Here is a 16,595-nt window from a genome sequence, read left to right on the forward strand (position 1 = left end):
ACGCGTTCCCGCCCTCAACCGCCCGATTCCGCACCCCAACGGACGTGGCCGCCCACCTCGACAAGTACAGCAGCCAGCCCCCGATGAAGATCAAACCCGCATGTTGATTCTCTGCGAGCCCTAACGAGCTCGTGCATGGTTGGCGGTGGCGCGTCGAGGGCCGCGGGTTCGCCTTCAGGTTCACATTCGCGGATCGCCGGACAGGGTGGCGGTCTGCTGGTGTGAGAGCAGTCCGGCGACGGCTTGGAGGGTATCGGTCATGTGCTCGCGGCGGCCGTGGTGGCGGGCGAGGGCTCGCCAATTCTTCAGGTGGGCGATGGCGTGCTCGACGCGGATCCGGCGCGAGGAGTGAGCCTTGCGCCGGCGTTCGTAGATCTCCTCGTACCAATCCGGCGGGTTCTTCTTGAACTTGCGGTGCGGTGGCGTCACGACTCGCCCGCCGGTCTGTGCGCCCAGTCCCTGGTAGCCGACGTCGGCAAGGATCTCCACGCCTGGTCCCTTGGCCAGGCCCAGCTGCCAGCATGGGTGATGTCCGCGCAGCTGGCCGGCTCGGCCGGGCTGCAGAACAGCAGGCGTCCGTCGGCGTCCGTCACGACCATGGACTTGACGGCGTTCTGCTTGTTCTTGCCGGAGATGAACTTCTCCCGGTCCTTGGCCCGGCGGCCGGGCGGCGGACCCGGATCTCGGTTCCGTCGATGATCCCGATCTGCCCACTCGCACCGAGATGGTCGACGACCTCGGTGAGCGTGCGCAGTCGGATGTCGGGCGGGACGGTGCAGCCGCGCATCGCCAGCAGGGGCCGTACTTCACCGATGGCGCGCGTGATGGTGGAGCGAACGCCGAATCAGCAGGCCAGTACGTCGTGGGTGGCACCGTGTCGGAGGTGAACGAGGGTGGCCAACAGGGGGTCGACGAAGACCAGTTTGTGCTTTGCCCCGGCGCCCACGGCCCGGCGGCGAGGGCGTGACGCCAGCGCGGCCTGGTGCCGCTCGTGCCACAACGGGCCGATCTCAGCGACGAGTTCAGCGGTCACATCGGGCGTCAGCCCCGTGATCCGCTGGCTTCGATGATCGCTGCACGTGCCCGGTTCCCCACCACACGGACCATGATCAACGATCACTGTCTCGATTGAGGCGGCAGTCGTGGGGTGGGTCGTCAGCCGGTCAGCTACCCCGCGTCGTGTTCGGCGCGCCGGGTCTGGGCTCCAGGACCACCACCGCGGTCTCGGATGACCGCAGCGCCGCGTAGGCGTCCAGGTTCGTGTCGATCTCGCGCCAGCGGGCCCAGAGCCGCAACCGCTCGTCGCCTGTTGCGGCGTGACCTCGTACCAGCCGCCGCCCGTCGACCAGATCGACGGTCGCGTCCGGGTGCGTCTGCAGGTTGAGCCACCAGGCGGGCTCACCCTCACCCCACCCGTTCATCGCCAGCGAGACCAGGTTCGGACCGTCCTCGAAATACCCGATGATGACGCTGCGCTGCCGGCCGGTGCGGCGCCCGGTGGTGGTCAGCCGCAGAGCGCCCCACCCATTGGCGCGTGGTCGCCACAGCCCGATCCGGCCGCCAAAGACCCGGTACATGCCCCGGTGCACCGACCAGGCCAGACGGATGAACCAGCGCGGCGGGAGCCGCGGTGGTTTCGTTCGGTGCTCGACCGACATGGCGACCTCTCACACACCTGGCTGGCTGCGGTCACGAACAGGATGCTAGCCGCAGTCGCCGGCGGCCGGTAGAGCCGACGGCCCGCTGGCACACGTCGGATGACACCTCGGCCCTGCCGCTCGATTGCTCGTCGCCTGCGGTGGCGGAGGGGACTCAGGGGGCTCGCGCGCCGGAGGGGAGGTGACCGAGGCCGGCATGCGGGCTTGGATCGAGGATTTCCGCGCGCATGAGTCCGTTACCCAGGCGGACACTCTCTACCAGGATCCCTCGCACGTCTGCCTCAATAATGCAGGGCCGGACGCCATCCAGAAGATCATTGATGATGCCCCCGACGCGCCATACGCCAACGCCGAGCTGGAGCGAGCGCTCGGGAGTGTTCGGGACGCCACCGAGGGCGGACGCCGGGCCCAGGCCGGCGATGTCTCCAAGGCGGCCGAAGCATTCGAGAAACTGGACCAGGCCCGGGCTCAGGCCCAGGCGTTCGCCGATAAGGTGCAGGCCAAGTTCCCCGGGATCAATGTCGCGAAGGACTTCGACTTCAACATCGGCAGGGGAACGGAGGGGCCTGGCACCGCGCAGGAGACACCGGCCGCTGAACCTGCCAAGAAGCTTGGCTTTGGCAGCTCGGCAGACACCATCGGTGCCACCGACGCCTTGGAAGGCCAGGGCACCGGTGGCGAGCTCGAGATCACTCCCGTCGCCGTGGCCTACATGCAGGATCTGCCTTACGAAGATCCGCAGACCGACATGTTCGCCATCATTGCCTTCATCGAGTCGGCGCAGGGCGACGCGGGGGCCACAGAGACCACCGAGTGGACGTGGGAGGCCGGGCGGCCAGACCCTCCAAGAAGGCAGCAGGGGCGCTGCCACCGTCACCCACCTCGGCGGCGCCGAGCTCGGGGGTGTTCTCGAAGAGGAGGGGCCGGTGCAGCCGGGAGAGCCCGTGTGGTCGTACGTAGCCTTCGATGTGAGGGAATCCCGGCGCGGAGGCGACTTGATCCACACGGACGGCGCCGGCAACGGGTACCAGTGGGATGTCCCTGAGCAGGACAGCGGGCCCGATGTGAGTGACCTCCGGGCCGCCTTCACCGGCTGACATCCCGGACCCTCAGCGCACCGACCGCAAAGGAGATGCCCTGTCCGATGACGATCGGGAGAGCCCTCGCCCAATTGAGCCCGGCGCCTCACCGCAACATCCGCTGACGCGGCCGGCCCGTCGCCGCCCTCATGAGCACCCCCGGCCCCTCAGGAACAGGCCATCACACAACGACGGTCACTGGTGGCTGCGCTGGCGCCCGGGGCGCGGAGCTGGCTGCCCGCACCGCGGCTCTTCTGCGGGCGCGGTCGCAGCGAACGCCGTCACCTCTGCTGCCGCCGCGCCGCCCAGTGAGCGGCCCGACTCGTCGGTCACTATAAGTGAAGAGAGGCTTCCTTATGTAACAGTGCGTACCCAGGGCCAGGCGTCAACGCTGCAGAAGCCACGTCACGTGCCTGCGCGGCACTAGAGATCAGGCACTCACACCCGTGCTGGCACCCGCACGATGCGACGCGGTCCTACGCTCAGCGCCCAGGCGTCCCTGACGTTTGCCTTTGAGATGCCTCCCATCGCGCAGGCGTATGCGAGGAGGTTGGCGTCGTGGGGGAAGGTTATGCCGGGTCGCTGCCAGAAGCGGTAGAGCCAGTGCTCCGGCGGATCATCCGGCCACGGGGCACCGTGGCCGATCTCCTCATGCCGCACCTGGTTGCCGTCGCGGTAGAGCGTGCCGAAAGTGCCGCCCTTGGGGTTGAAGAAGAGGCTGTAGGTGGTGGCCGGGGACAGTCTGCGGGACAGTTCGTGGTGGTCCAGTGCCTGCCAGAAGGGCTGGCTGATGATGCAGCCGGTCGCGGTACCGGTGACGCCCAGCGCGTGGCCACCGGCCGCGTCGAACAGCGAGAACTGGTCCACCTGCGGAGCCTGTTGCAGCACGGGGCAATCCGCCGGGTCGGCGCCGAGCCGGCCGATGACCTCGTCTCCGCCAACCACGTCGGCGAAAGTCACCTCCAGGCCATCGGAGTGGATCCGCTCTGTTGCGAACACGCCGATGAGCCGGTCGGCCCGTACCTGGTCCACCCGTTGTGCCGCGCTCAACGGCACTGCTCCCGGCGTCCTTTCCACCAAAGGTGCCAGCTCCGTCGTCAGCGCCAGCCGCCCCGGCGTCCACTCACCCACGCAGGGCCGCCACGCATTGGCTCCCGCGTCGAGCAGAACCTGCGCGGTCTCACCCCGCACGCCCGCGACTGCCCGCCACAAAGGCGTGAGCCCCTGTGCGTCCGGTGCATCCACCTCCTGCGCGAACTCGAGCATCACCGCCACTGCCTCGGCCGTGCCCCTCTCGGCCGCCAGGTGCAAAGGCGTCTCCCAGACGTAATCGGACCCCAATCGGGCGGTCGGAGACTCCTCACTCTCAAGCCGCGCCCTGACGGACGCCAGGTCGCCCCAGTCCTGGAGGTACCAGCTTCTCTCACTCATGTCGTGATCGTCGCAAACAGCACTGACAGCACCAGAACTCGCAGATACTGCCTCGCTGCTTGTAACAGAGCTCAGGTGTGCTCTCACCAACAGGAGCGAGGTTCGGAAACAGCTTCTCGGCCCCAGCTGAACGCCACCAGAACATCGCTGGGCACCGCCTGCCGCCCAACACGTCATGACGTGGCGAGAAGAGCGGGGGCGATGACCCTTTGACCCGGTTAAGACCGTTGCGGCGGACAGCAGGAAGTCCCGGCGGCGACGGGCCCTCCTGCGTTCCGAGCCAGGGGCGAGGCGCCGATGTCCGTGGGACCAGCTGTGTTTCCCGGCGACGAGGTCGACCCCGCGACTACTTAAAGCCCGCGGGCACGAATCCGACGGTGTGGGGGGTGCAATGCCGGAGGAGGGGTTCATGGCCGACGGGGGGTCACGACCCCGCTGGCTGGTACAGCCCAGCAACGGGCCTGTGTCATCGGGAGTCGATGACGGTGTACACGCCGGCGAGGGCCTTTGGCTTGCCGTTGGCTGGGAGGTTGAAGAGGCCCTGACCGTGGAAGTCGGTGACGACGATCGGGCGGCGGCGGCTGTTGTAGATGGCCTCTACGGATGAAGGACGGATCTCGAGGCCGGAGTTCGTCACCAGGGTTTCCTTCTTGTGGGAGAGCGGCGCGATCGTCAGGACCCCGCCGTCCTTAGTCTTCAGCGCGTACGTCTGGGTGTGGGCCGGCTTGGTCTCGAAGAAGGCAACCCGGGCCCTGGAGCCGAGCTTGTCGTTGCGTTCCTTGTAGATCCTCTTGGCCTCGGTCAGCGTGGAGGAGGCCGCGAAGACCCTGCCTGCGTTCTTACCACCGGACTCGAAGATGTCCTCGTAGGCGTGGGTCATGTCGCTGGGGGCGAGCTGGCCGCTCCTGGTGTCCGGGTCGACCGCGGTGGCCAGGCCTCCAGAGCTGGTTGCAATCTGCGGGGTCTTCTCGTCGGGGAAGACGGAGGCGGTCATCTTCCAGGCCCCATCGCTCCTGTCGAAGATCACGAGCTGCGGGTCTTTGCTGTAACTGGGCACCGCGGACATCGCGAACCAGCTGGTTCCGGCCGGAATGTGAAAGACGCGCTTGGTGTAGGTGAAGCCGTCGTCGAAGCCTGCCTGGTCCTCCTTCGAGAGGGTCTTGAACTGCTCGAAGGTGGCCGTGTCGCGCTCGAGCAGGTTGCCGCCCTCGATGGTGGCCATGAGCTTCGCGTCCCGCTTCGCGTTCGCGGCGTTGTTGACCTTCTCGTAGCGGTCCACGACCTTCTCCGCCTCGGCCGGCGTGATGACGGCCTTGGGAGCTGTGCTCTGCCCCGCCTTCGGTCGGCTGTCGGTATCGGCCGTGCTCTCACCCGAGCCGCTGCACCCGGCGGTCACCACGGCCAGGCTCAAGATTCCGGCTATGACGGTCACTCGACCCGCTGCATTCTTCTTCAACTGATCCCCCATGTCCCCGTTGTCACTGCGATATCACGCACTGCAGCCGTTCACGCTAGACCACGCCTCTCGCATCAGCAGGCCCGGGGGTCCGACGGTGCCTCCGGCTGGGCTCGCCGACAAACACACCGGCGGGAGGCACATCACGGCAGGCGCTCGCGGCCACTGCCCTGCTCGGGCCCGTGCCGGCGTCCAGAAGCTGCGCGCGGCGACGTACTGGCCAGACGTCGTCCGGGTGTAGCCGAAGTGCTCCCGGCGGAGAATCGCGGCCGAGCCGAGCCCCAAACCCGTAGACATCACTGTCGATGGAGAGCTTCGCGATCCGCCCGCGCACGGCAATCCCGGCACGTCTGGTAGCGCAGCGCACCGACCTCGCGCTCACCCAGATCGATATGAATCGCCTGCCATTCCATCCATGGCCGGTCCACGAACCGGCGCTGCACTCGGGCGCTCAGCCGGCGGAACCACCATGTCGGTTGGAAGCGCCGGAGGATGCGCGGCTAGCAGGCTGTGGTGATGCCAACGGCCCTGCCGGCAGGGCTCGGTCTCGGGACAGAGCGCGACGCGCAGGGACTTGAGGAACTGCTGCCGGCCGACATCGTCCTCGACGTCGGCCCGCCGGATACCCCCTGTTTATGGGCCCAGGTCGGCGCAGTCGCGTTCGTGGGGGAGCAGAGGGCGGAACGTCAGCCAGTAGGTGTGGCCTGAGGAGGTCCAGGGAGTTTCCGGGGTGGCTTTGTGGGCCAGGGGCTTTGCTTGGGCCGACTGGTCTGGGGTGAGGATCGTGCACCAGCCTTCGCGGGTCGGTGTGCCCTGGTCGGGGGGTGTGAAGGGCCAGGGTTTTGCGGGGGCTGTGGAGTCCGTGGCGTAGCCGGCGAAGACTGCCAGGCGAGGTGGGTCATAGGGGCGGGGGTTGGCGCTGAAGGCGGTGGATGGCCAGGAGGCGGGGGCCAGGCCGGCTCGGTAGTCCTGGAGGCTGCCGTCTGCCGGGGCTTGGGTGGTCACCACACCCTGGTCCGTAGTGAGGGTGATCAGCAGTGTGGTGCCATCGATCGTCTCCGACTTCTCCGGGCTGCGGGTCTTTGCCAGGCCCTGGGCGTACGCGTCCGCGTAGAGGCGCTTGAGTTGGTCTTTTGTCAGGTGGTATGCCGTGGCGCGCTCCAGTGCCCCCGTCTGGCCCGACGGGGCTATCAGCGTGCCGTCGCCGTACAGCGAGATGCCTGGCATGGGGCGCAGCTTGGCGGCGCCGGGTTTGCCGGGGATGTCGCGGACGCCCAGCACCAGAGTGGTGCTGCCGGACGGAGGGCCGCCGGGGGGCACGGGCTTGTCCGCGCCGCAGGCGGTGGCCGACAGCAGGGCCAGTGCAGCTGCGATCCGGCACAGCGCAGGGGTGAGGCGCATGGTCACTCCGGTTGGACTGCGGGGCGGCCGGGGGGTCACCCGGCCGCCCCCTGACTGGCTACGAACGCGTGATGGTGTAGCTGCCGCTGCCCGCACGGTTCACGACGACCACGCCATGGCAGCCGTCGCCCAGGGAGACCGTCAGCTGTTCGGCATCGCCGGCGCCGTGGCCCGTACTGCTCGCCGTGGCGTCGGTCCGGTTCGCCACATTGTCGGAGCCGCCGGAGTCGGCCGACAAGACGTACAGCTCCGCATCCTGGCTGCCGGCCGAGGGCGTCACCGTGAGGGTGACGTCCTGCCGCGCGGACAGGCACACGTCCCAGACCGCCGCGAGCCGGTTGGCGCCCATGGTGATGGTCTGGGTGTCGGCCAGCAGGCCCTCCGTCTCATCGCCCTCGATCCGGTAGTCGCCGGTGCCGGTCCCACCGGGGCGGCGCACTTGCGGGTAGTAGTCCCCCAGATCGCGGCGGTTGGAGTTGATGGCGACGAAGTCCGTGGCGTCACCGGTGTGGACGCTGCTCGCCAGCAGGTTGCTCTGGCCCGAGTCCTCGTAGAGCGACAGGTCGTAGTCCGTGTTCGCCGGCGGCCGCAGCGTCACCACAGACCAGAAGATCTTGGTGGTGTCGAAGCGGTAGTTGTGGTCGACGAGCGGGGTCGGCCTGCTCAGCGACACATGGTCGGTGAGACGGTCACGGAAGTCGTAGTCGATGGTGTTCTGGTAAAGGGCGCCGAGCGCCGCCTCGCCGGTCTCTTTGCCGTTGCCGCCGCGCTCCGTCCACCAGGCGCGGAAGGTGTGCGGGCGGTCGTCGAGGAAGGTGTACCAGACGTTGTCGAGGGTGTCGTTGTAGTCGTCGAAGGCCTCGCCGCCGCCGTCGACCAGATCCCACAGGGCGCCCGCGATACGGCCCTCCACCCGGTCGCCGTTGTCCCACGGGTCATTGGCCATGTCGGTGCGGACCGAGCCCCAGGTCGCGGCGTCGAAGTCGACGTTGATGTTCTGGTCGACGGTGTCCCGGTAGACCGGGTCGTTGAAGACAGCGACGCCGTACCAGTCGCCGAAGCCCTCGCTCCAGGCGCACTCCGCGGTCTCCTGCTTGTGCGCCTGGTGGTCGGAGCCGCAGTTTGCGTCGAAGTCGTTGTCGTCATACAGGTCATCCATCACGGCGTGGCCCAGCTCGTGCGCCACCACGTTGCGGTCGTCGGCGTCCTGGTCGATCAGATAGATCTCATCTTCGCTGGGGCGGAAGAAGGTGCCCTCGGTCTGCCCCGGCTCCCAGTTGAAGTCGATGCGCTCACAGTCGGGATCGCGGGAGTCCCAGCAGTCGCCCGGCGTCCAGGCGGAGGCGGTGTTGGCCACGTCGTAGACGCGCAGCGAGCGGTCGAGCCGGCGGTCGGCGGGCGACAGATCGCCGAAGTCGGTGGTGGTGCCGTCGCCGAGGTTGTCCCGCTGACCGGAGCGGAACGTCCAGGGGTCGTCGTCCCGTTCCACGCCCCACTGGCCGTTCTGGGTGACGAAGCGGAGATACACGTCCTGGCCGCCGCGCGCATCGGTGCTGTTGTCGAAGCAGAGCCGGTAGCGGCCGTTTGCGTCGGTGAGGCCGACCGTGAGCAGATCGTCGCTGTTGGCCGGATCCTCGTCCCACACCTGCACCTGGAGGTTGACGGAGGACTGCCAGTTGCCGTCCCGGTCGGTGTAGTTGAAGCTACCGCGTACGCAGCTGAGGGCCGCTGCCGCGGTGGCCGAGGCGCTGTCCGGGACGGCCAAGCCTCCCAGCTTCGGCGCGGGCAGCGTGGTCTGCCGGCCCACCTTGGTGCCAGCGGGCAGGTGGGCGGTGGCATACGGTCCCGAGTCCAGCCCCAGCCGGGAGTTGGCGGCGGTCTTGCCGACGGTGAGCAGGGCGGACTGCTCGGTGCCCAGGCCGTATCCCGAGGGCGGCAGGACCCGTACCCGGATCGCGTAATCACCGGCGGCCGCGGCTGTCACCTTGCCGGTGAACCGCAGGGACTGTCCGCGGTCGAGATCCGTGGAGCGGGATGCGCGGGTGACGGACCCGCCCTCGTCCGGCTGGGCTGTCTCCTTCTTGGCGGTGGTGAACCCGGTGGGCTCGGCCGCCCATGTCAGACCGTTGGGCAGGTCGATGTGGATACGCGCCTCGGGCACATCGGCCTTGGAGCTGACGGTGACGGAGAGCGCGGCGGTGCCGCCCACGGCGGGTGCTCTGTCCAGCTTCGCGGTGGCGCTGACACAGCGCGGCGCCTTATCGCTGCGCTGGTCGCAGGTGGCGAACGGATCGGCCGCGGGCGTGGCGGTGGCCGACTGAGCCTGGCTGAGTGCTCCGGCGAATAACGCCAGAGCGGTCAGGACGGTGCGCAGACGTAAACGCAAAATTCCCCCCTTGTATGGACATGGCCAGAGGGGCAGTTGAGTGCCCCGACCGATCCTGTGTGCCGTCCATGCAGGTGTCACCACCGGAATTGGCCATGCCGCTTGCATCACTGGGGTGGTGCGGGCGTACCCCAGTAGAGGGGGTCGGCAGTCGGCCCGACTTCGTGCACGTCAGCGGCTCGTTGGTGTTGTCCGAGGCATAGCGGAGGTGCTCTGGCGGGACAGGGTATGTGCTGGCGGAGGTTCCGAAACGTCCGGCAGACCCGGGCCGGGCTGAGCCGGCCCGGTGCGGTCGGCTTCTCCCACGAGTGCCGCAGGTCCTGGGCCAGCGGGCGGGCGAGCCTGAGCTGCGCGTAGATCGCGATGATCAGCCAGGTCCACCGGTCGGCAGCTTCCGGCCCTCGCAGTCGGGGCTTCGTCCAGCCCAGGGTCTGCTTGAACAGCCTGAACCTGTGCTCCAGGTCGAACCTGCGCAGGAACGCCTGCCAGGCCCGGTCGACATCCGCATCGGTGGCGCCGGTCTTCGAGGACCACAACCACACCGCCGGTGCCTCTCGGTCCTTCGACAGGTGCTCGACCTCCAGCCGGATCAACGTGCCCTCGATCAAAGGGAGTTCGCCTTCATACTCCAGCCATGCGGCGCGGTGGGTCAGCCGCGGGTGGACCCGGTCCCACGCCTGAGAGGCCGTCTTCGCCCGACCATAGACATGGCAGAACAACCGGTCCGGCGAACACAGCGCGTCCGACCACAGCCACGGCGAGACGTCCACCGCCAGCACCAGCCTCCCGCCCGGGAAGCGGGGCAGCGACAGGCCGGCCAGCAGCGAGCACAGCCGGCCGATGTCGATCCGGCCCTGGTTGCCCGGCGGAAGACCCGGCAAGTCCACCTCCAGCACCGTGGCCAAAACGTCTGGAGATCACCCGCGAAACCATCCTGGAACTGGCTGCCGAGGAGGTTTCCCGCCACCCGAGCCACTCCCGCCCGGTTACCACGAAATCCTGGCCGCCTTCGAAAAGGCCGACGGCAGGCTCCGCGCGAGGGAGGTCTGCCAGGCGCTGGCCATCGGGGGCGGAGCCCCGTCACGTCGAAGGTATCCGGGCCAAGCTGAAACGCCTGGTCAGCTGAGGCATCCTCGCCGAATCCGAGCCTGGCCTCTTCACCCTGCCGCCGGCTACTCGACCCTCCTCGCAGCCCGCAAACCGAGGAGTCAGTGGCTCGCAGTCGATGAGGTAGGGGCCGGGCTCGGCGAGGACCGGGCGCGGGGCGGGTGCGGAAGGATGTTGAACAGCATGGCGTGCTTCGTACGGCAGTCGACAGCCCGAACGCAGCACGTCAGAGTCCCGGCGTGAGCGAGACGAACGATCTGACGCCGGCCGAGGTACGTATATGGCGGGCCTTTCCGCGAGGCGAGTCCGTGGACTTCCGCGCCGCCGAGAACGGGGATCCGGCGCTCGGCAACACCTGGGGCGCCGAGCGGACCGTAAGGGCGAGTGTGCTGCGGGCGCTGCTGCTCAAGGCTCCGCAGGAGGAGGGGGAGATCGCCGCGCTCAAGATCACAGGAGCGCGGATCACCGGCGTACTGGACCTGAAGTACGCCACGATCGACGCCGCCATCCGGCTGAGCCACTGCCAATTCGACGGCGTTCCCGACCTGTACGCAGCCCAGCTGCGCCAGCTCAATTGAGCAAGTCCGTTCTGCCGGGCCTGACCTCTGCGACCTTGCGGGTCGAGGGGGTGGTGCGGATGACGACTGCCGTATGCGGGGGCCGGTGCGGCTCGGCGGGGCGCAGATCTCCGGGGCGCTGTTCATGGAGCGGGCTGAGTTCACGGCGCCGGACGACTCCGAGCCGGTGCTGCAGCTCAACCAGGCCGCGGTCGGGGACGACTTGTGGGCGCCAGAAATGCGCGCACACGGACAGGTACGGCTCACCGGCGCCTCCATCGCCGGGCGGATCAACGTTCAGGACGCGGAATTCAACAAGTCCGATGGCACCGCGCTGGACGCGCAGAACCTCAACGTGGGAGCCCATGTACGGGCGCGCTGCGTACGTGCGCAGGGCCGGGTCGAGCTCCGAGGCTCGTGCATATCGGGCCGTCTCGACCTGCTCCACGCCCACCTGTCACATCCGGGCGACACGGCACTGCGGGCGAGCAGTTGTGTCATCGGTGAACTCTGGCTGCGCGGGGGCGATCGTGTCGAGGGCGCCCTGAATCTGCGGCGTTCTCAGATAGAGATCCTGACCCTTGAACCGCAGATGCTGCCGGACCAGGTGTATCTCAGCAATCTCACGTACACCGTACTCACCCCGCACGAGCCCGCCGAGCGCCGCCTTCCGATGCTGGAGCGGGACGGCGACCGGTATGAGCCGTACGGCTACGAGCAGTTGATGGCGGCCTACCGCCACGTCGGTGACGACGACGCGGCCCGACTCGTCCAACTCGCCAAGCAGCGCCGCCGACGCACCACGCTCACCTGGTACGGACGGCTGTGGGGGTACGTCCAGGACGCCACCGTCGGCTACGGCTTCCGTCCGTTGCGCGCGGCCGTCTGGCTGCTGTCCCTCATGGTCATCGGATCGATCGCGTACGGCCTGGACCACCCGCGCCCCATCAAGGCGGACGAGGCCCCTGACTTCAACCCCGTCTTCTACACCCTCGACCTGCTCCTGCCGATCATCAACTTCGGCCAGCAGTCAGCGTTCGCCCCTGACGGCTGGTACCAGTGGCTGTCGTACGCTCTGATCGTCACCGGCTGGATCCTGGCGACGACGATCGTCGCGGGCGTGACCCGTACGGTCAGCCGCCAATGGCCCCCTCCAGAACCCGCGAAAACCTCGCAGAACGCCCTCTCAGAGGCCGTATCCGCGCTGGTCAACTGCGATGCTTAGGCTGGCCAACTGTGGGGTTGTGACCGCGTTTGCGTGAAGGATCGGCTCAACGACGTGTGACCGGATCGTTCATCGTCTGTAGCGGTTACGGAAGCGCGGCCACAACCGACTTATCGCGCCCATCGTGAAGTCATGGCCTCGATGCACAGGTTCCGCAGGGCCTGCATGTTCCCGTCCGGCAACCGCGCCGCCATCGGCTGGATACGTCGGCCGTCCAGCATCCCGGCAGATAGCAGCCACCCCACCGACGTTGATCCCGCCGCGGGAGCGAAGCGAACACATCAGCAAACGAACTCCGATAACTCACCCCGGAGCCGTTCCACCTCCCCAAAGCCTCATACCCCACCGTGCCCCCGACCAGCCAAGTTCGGCAGAGGTAACGAAGCACTATTAGTTGGCGCAGTTGTGGACATCGCTGGTCGCGGAGGCCACCACGATGTCCACGAGTCCGTCGAGGGCGGTCAGATGGACGGCGTTGACGGTCATGCCGTGTTCGGCTCCCGGCACCGGGATCTGCTCGTTGACCGTGAGTCGCGCGCCTCGCTGGATTTCGATCTCGCTGTTCGGCTCCGTCCGTACAGAGACGGGCGCGTTGCCGACGCGCAGTGTGACGTCGGTGGTTCCAGTGGCGGAGCCACCGGCCGCGCAGGTGCTCGTGGAGGTGGCGGTGGCGCCGCTGATCTCGATCGCAGGGAGCCCTGGGACGCCTCTGATGGCCGTCTTCTCCACTGTCGACGACGCCGTTGAGGTACCGGGGGCCAGGGTGGTGGTGACCTTGGGGCACAAGCCGCCCGCCATGAGCAGTGTCGCGTCGACGCGGGCTGTGCATGGCGTGGTTGCACGGAAGGCGTGGGCGGTCCGGACCGGGCCAGTGTCCGGGGTCGGGGCTACCGTGATGGGCAGCAGTGGCAGGTCGATACCACCGGTCATGCCGTAGGCCCGTCCCGTGTAGTACTCCAGCAGGACGACGGCAGCCGAGTTCGAGGGCCGGTAGAAGGCGTCCCCGTCGAATTTGACGCTCACCGGGACGGTGGCGTCGTCGTTCAGCGGCTGGTCGACGGAGGGGATCGTGCATCGCGCGGTCCCGGAGGAATCCGTTGATGCGGTGCAGGACTGGCGGTGTTCTCCGTAGCCCAGGGCGAGGGTCAGCCGGCGGCCGGCGATGGGGGAGCCGCTGTCGCTCTTCTCCCTGAGCACACCGGACAGTCGCGCGGGGATGCCGTTGGCGACCCGTTCGGGTCCTCGGTAGGTGACGGCGGTCTTCTGCCGAGTGATGGTGAAGGGGACCGTGACGGTGCTCGGTGCGTAGCCGTCGCCGGCGTAGCGCACGGTGAGCGTGGTCCTCCCAGGGCGCTGGTCCGGGGTCAGTCGACAGCGTGCCACACCGGAGGCGTTCGTGGTGGCGGCGCAGGCCTGGGTTCCGCCCCCGGCGCCCAAGGTGAAGCTCACGGGGGCGCCGGAGACCGGCTCGGTGGGTTCAGAGCCCGGGGCCGGACTCCTGGTCAGCGTGGCCGAGGCGGTGAAGGGATCGTGGTAGCGGGCCTCCTTCGGTCCCGTGTAGACGAGCCTCGTTGGTGATTGGCCACCGCCACCTGCTCCGCCCCCGCCTCCTCCGCCGCCGCCGTCCCGGAACGCCAGCGTGCCAAAGAGCATGTAGTGGTCCGAGCATCGACCGTAAGCCCACCACTTCCGGCACTTCCCCCCGTCGAACAGACGTGCCGATGTCGGAGTGAGGTGCCGCTCCTCACCGAAGATGTAGTCCAGCTTCGTCGTGGGTTCGGAGGATTTGCCCCAGGTCCACCGATTCTCAGGCCAGTCGACCTCAAGGAACTCACCGTGTCCGCCCTGATCCGGGGCGTAAATTGCCCTGAATCGGTCTGGTGTCAGGTTGAGATCACCCGCGAGGACCATCGGATACCTTCCCCGGGAATCCTTCTTGATCTCCTTCGCCAGTGTGTCGGCCTGCTTTTCGGCCGGGCCTTCGGAGCCCGTGGCGAGGTGTGCGGAGCACGCCCAGACGTCGCGTCCGAGAGTGGACCGGAAGGACACCGACATGCAGGTGGCTGCCCGCTTGTCTGGCGGGGTGAAAGTGTCGCCACCCCACGCCTTGCCGTACAACCCGCCGTTGGCGTCGAACCAGTACCTCACCTTGTCCAGAACACGATCGGCGCCGATGGCGATCAGTCCCACGCCCGTATCGTTGTTGCTGCCCGCGCCGTTGCAGCGCCAGTCGCTGCTGGATTCGGCAAAGTGGACGCGGACCGCATCAGTCCCTAAACGGGACTTCAGTTGATCGCGCACGTATGTAACCTGTTCTCGGCAGGTCTCGTTGATCGAGAGTAGATGAACCGGCAGGCGGTCGTCCCGCAGGCCCTCAACCCGGTCGATGAGACGGTCCACCACCTCATGCGTTCCGTGGTTCCCCGTCACCCCCCAGATGTTCCAATGCAGAACCCGCAGTTCCTCGCCGTCCGCAGCAGGCGAAGCGGGCGCAGTGGGTGCAGTGGGTGCAGTGGGCGTGGCTGCCGGAGCGGCAGGTTCCATCGCCGCCATCGATGCGGCCATCAGCACTGCCGCCAGCCCAAGGGGTACGAAGCGGCGGAACCGCCGTCCGCGCCTGGAGGAACCACCGGCAACCCTGATCCCGTTGCGGACCCCCGCCCATCCGGTCAGCCTCATCCCGTTCCCCCTTCGTCGGACCCCGACCCAGGCTGAGCGCGAGCTATCTCACTCAGCGGACAAGAACAGACCACGTATGGGGAGATGTCAATGTCACAATCCGGCCAGTCGGTGTATGCGGGACGGCACATCCGATCGGCCGTCGCTCGATGAGCGCGCCCCCCCGCTTCAACGTCAGCCTGGGAGTTGACACCATGCGTACACACGCCCGCCGAAGCATGGCCGCCGCCCTGGTGGCCGTGGCCACCGCCGCCCTGACCGGTCCACCGGGGAACGCCCGGCGGCCTCGCCGCTGCCGGGTGCTTTCGTGATCGCCCCGTCGACGGCGATCTGGTCGAGGACGAGGCCGACGATCCGGTCGTAGGCATCGAGGGCGATCTGCTTCAGACGGGCGAAGACACCCAGGCGTATCCACTCGTCCCGGCGGCTGCGGATCGTCGTGGCCGAACACGCCGAGTCCGCGATCGCTCGTAGGAGCAACCGAGCCGCAGGACCTGCAGCAGCTTGTCGAAGACGGTCCGGTCGTTGATCCGGCGCCGGTGGCAGCCCAGCGGGTGGGACGGATCGGCCTCTGGCCGCTTCGGCAGCAGCGCGTCGAATTGATCCCACAGCGGCTGGGTCAGCCATGACGGCAACACAGGCACAGGTCCCCCGGTGATCACAGAGCGGTGGCTTCATGATCGCGGAACCTGTGCCTGCCCTGTCTGCCGATGAGCGTCCGACGGGGCCGGGATGTTCGCGTGACTGTGCGATCAGGCCAGGCCGTTCCAACCCCAGCGGGGTGTCGGCCCTGGATCACCGAGGTCCGTGCCCACAGGATCGGCCGAGACATCACGGGCGATCTTCGTGCCCCAGTCGAAGTACTCCATCACGCGCTGGCGCAACAGGGCATCGTCCGGCAGTTCCTTCTCAACGGCCGTCGTCATCAGTTCCATCCAGCGCAGCCGCTGCTCCTCGGTAATGGACAGGCCGAGGTGGGAACGGAGCAGGGCCTGGTGGCCGCCGACTTCGTCGGTGAAGCGGGTGGCGCCGCCGAAGACCTCGGCCAGCCAGAGGGCAACGTGCTCGATGTGGGTGCGGCTGAAGTTGGCGAAGACCGGCGCCAGCACCGGGTCGGCCAAGACGCCGTCGTAGAAGGTGTTGCTCAGTCGGCGCAGAGCTTCCGTGCCCCCGACAGCCTCGGCCAGAGTCTCAGCGCGCCCGGTCACTCGGCCCCTCCTGCCCGGGACGCCACGGCCGTCCGCTCGTAGTGCTTCATTTCCTCGATGTCGCCGATGTAGGGGCGGACGGCGGCAAGGAACGGCGGAAAGTGCGGGCCCGTCCGGAAAGCCTGCTCGTGCTCCTCCACCGAGGTCCACTCGATGCGCAGGATGTACCGCTCCGGCTCCTCCACGCCGTGGCACAACTCGTAGGCCACGCACTGCGGGGCAAGGTCCAACTGCTCGGCGGCCACGGTGTAGGCACGCTCGAACTCCGCGCGGCGTTCCGCCTCCATGATCCGGTAACGGACGTACTCAACGATCACGGATGCCCCCACCTCTTGTTGTCGTACGCCCCCAGTATTCACTTTGATCACCGCACTCGCTGTCTGATCACACAAGACCTCACCGGAGAGC

12 protein-coding genes and 3 pseudogenes are annotated in these 16,595 nt (G+C 67.9%); 3 read left to right on the forward strand and 12 right to left on the reverse strand.

Annotation, left to right across the window (positions count from 1 at the left end; translation table 11 throughout):
• Positions 1-180: 180 nt before the first annotated feature.
• Entirely contained in the window at positions 181-489 is a 309-nt protein-coding gene (locus ACTWP8_RS35410) for a transposase family protein (RefSeq protein WP_443326182.1), read from the reverse strand.
• 235 nt (positions 490-724) lie between these two features.
• Between ACTWP8_RS35410 and ACTWP8_RS35415 the strand changes: the two genes are divergently transcribed.
• Positions 725-967: a hypothetical protein gene (locus ACTWP8_RS35415; RefSeq protein ID WP_443326183.1), complete on the forward strand. Its 243-nt coding sequence runs from the start codon at positions 725-727 to the stop codon at positions 965-967.
• 196 nt (positions 968-1,163) lie between these two features.
• Here the strand turns inward: ACTWP8_RS35415 and ACTWP8_RS35420 are convergent, their stop codons facing one another.
• A complete protein-coding gene (locus ACTWP8_RS35420; RefSeq protein WP_443326184.1) occupies positions 1,164-1,658 on the reverse strand; it encodes a nitroreductase/quinone reductase family protein in 495 nt (164 codons plus the stop codon).
• A 181-nt stretch (positions 1,659-1,839) separates the two neighbouring features.
• On the opposite strand from ACTWP8_RS35420, the gene ACTWP8_RS35425 reads away from it, so the two are divergent.
• A complete protein-coding gene (locus tag ACTWP8_RS35425) occupies positions 1,840-2,703 on the forward strand; it encodes a hypothetical protein (protein WP_443326185.1) in 864 nt (287 codons plus the stop codon).
• Between the two features lie 472 nt (positions 2,704-3,175).
• Here ACTWP8_RS35425 and ACTWP8_RS35430 read toward each other — a convergent pair whose 3' ends face one another.
• The 5 genes from ACTWP8_RS35430 to ACTWP8_RS35450 all read right to left on the reverse strand — a co-directional run bounded on the left by ACTWP8_RS35430 (position 3,176) and on the right by ACTWP8_RS35450 (position 10,307).
• On the reverse strand, positions 3,176-4,579 hold the full coding sequence (locus ACTWP8_RS35430; RefSeq protein WP_443326186.1) for an ankyrin repeat domain-containing protein: 1,404 nt from the start codon (positions 4,577-4,579) through the stop codon (positions 3,176-3,178).
• Positions 4,580-4,634: 55 nt separating this feature from the next.
• Positions 4,635-5,579, reverse strand: a complete 945-nt coding sequence (locus tag ACTWP8_RS35435; protein WP_443326187.1) for a hypothetical protein — start codon at positions 5,577-5,579, stop codon at positions 4,635-4,637.
• A gap of 678 nt (positions 5,580-6,257) precedes the next feature.
• Complete coding sequence (locus tag ACTWP8_RS35440) at positions 6,258-7,025, reverse strand: hypothetical protein (RefSeq protein ID WP_443326188.1); 768 nt, start codon at positions 7,023-7,025, stop codon at positions 6,258-6,260.
• 58 nt (positions 7,026-7,083) lie between these two features.
• Positions 7,084-9,411, reverse strand: a complete 2,328-nt coding sequence (locus ACTWP8_RS35445; RefSeq protein ID WP_443326189.1) for a hypothetical protein — start codon at positions 9,409-9,411, stop codon at positions 7,084-7,086.
• A gap of 107 nt (positions 9,412-9,518) precedes the next feature.
• A complete protein-coding gene (locus ACTWP8_RS35450; protein ID WP_443326212.1) occupies positions 9,519-10,307 on the reverse strand; it encodes a transposase in 789 nt (262 codons plus the stop codon).
• A 450-nt stretch (positions 10,308-10,757) separates the two neighbouring features.
• On the opposite strand from ACTWP8_RS35450, the pseudogene ACTWP8_RS35455 reads away from it, so the two are divergent.
• A pseudogene (locus tag ACTWP8_RS35455) lies at positions 10,758-12,219 on the forward strand (membrane-associated oxidoreductase); the annotation flags it as partial.
• A gap of 233 nt (positions 12,220-12,452) precedes the next feature.
• On the opposite strand, the pseudogene ACTWP8_RS35460 reads toward ACTWP8_RS35455, so the two are convergent.
• From ACTWP8_RS35460 to ACTWP8_RS35480, 5 genes and pseudogenes are all read right to left on the reverse strand, one after another.
• Positions 12,453-12,623: pseudogene (locus ACTWP8_RS35460) on the reverse strand (IS701 family transposase); the annotation flags it as partial.
• Between the two features lie 67 nt (positions 12,624-12,690).
• The gene (locus tag ACTWP8_RS35465; RefSeq protein WP_443326190.1) at positions 12,691-14,979 is read right to left on the reverse strand and encodes a choice-of-anchor P family protein; all 2,289 of its coding nucleotides are present in this window, start codon (positions 14,977-14,979) and stop codon (positions 12,691-12,693) included.
• A gap of 258 nt (positions 14,980-15,237) precedes the next feature.
• Positions 15,238-15,623: pseudogene (locus tag ACTWP8_RS35470) on the reverse strand (transposase); the annotation flags it as partial.
• Positions 15,624-15,731: 108 nt separating this feature from the next.
• Positions 15,732-16,187, reverse strand: coding sequence for a group II truncated hemoglobin (locus ACTWP8_RS35475; RefSeq protein ID WP_443326191.1), 456 nt, complete (start codon positions 16,185-16,187; stop codon positions 15,732-15,734).
• The gene (locus ACTWP8_RS35480; protein WP_443326192.1) at positions 16,184-16,504 is read right to left on the reverse strand and encodes a putative quinol monooxygenase; all 321 of its coding nucleotides are present in this window, start codon (positions 16,502-16,504) and stop codon (positions 16,184-16,186) included. The genes ACTWP8_RS35475 and ACTWP8_RS35480 overlap by 4 nt, the downstream gene beginning before the upstream one ends.
• Between the last annotated feature and the right edge of the window lie 91 nt (positions 16,505-16,595).

This window comes from Streptomyces sp. 7N604 (genome assembly GCF_052245475.1).
Lineage (GTDB): Bacteria > Actinomycetota > Actinomycetes > Streptomycetales > Streptomycetaceae > Streptomyces.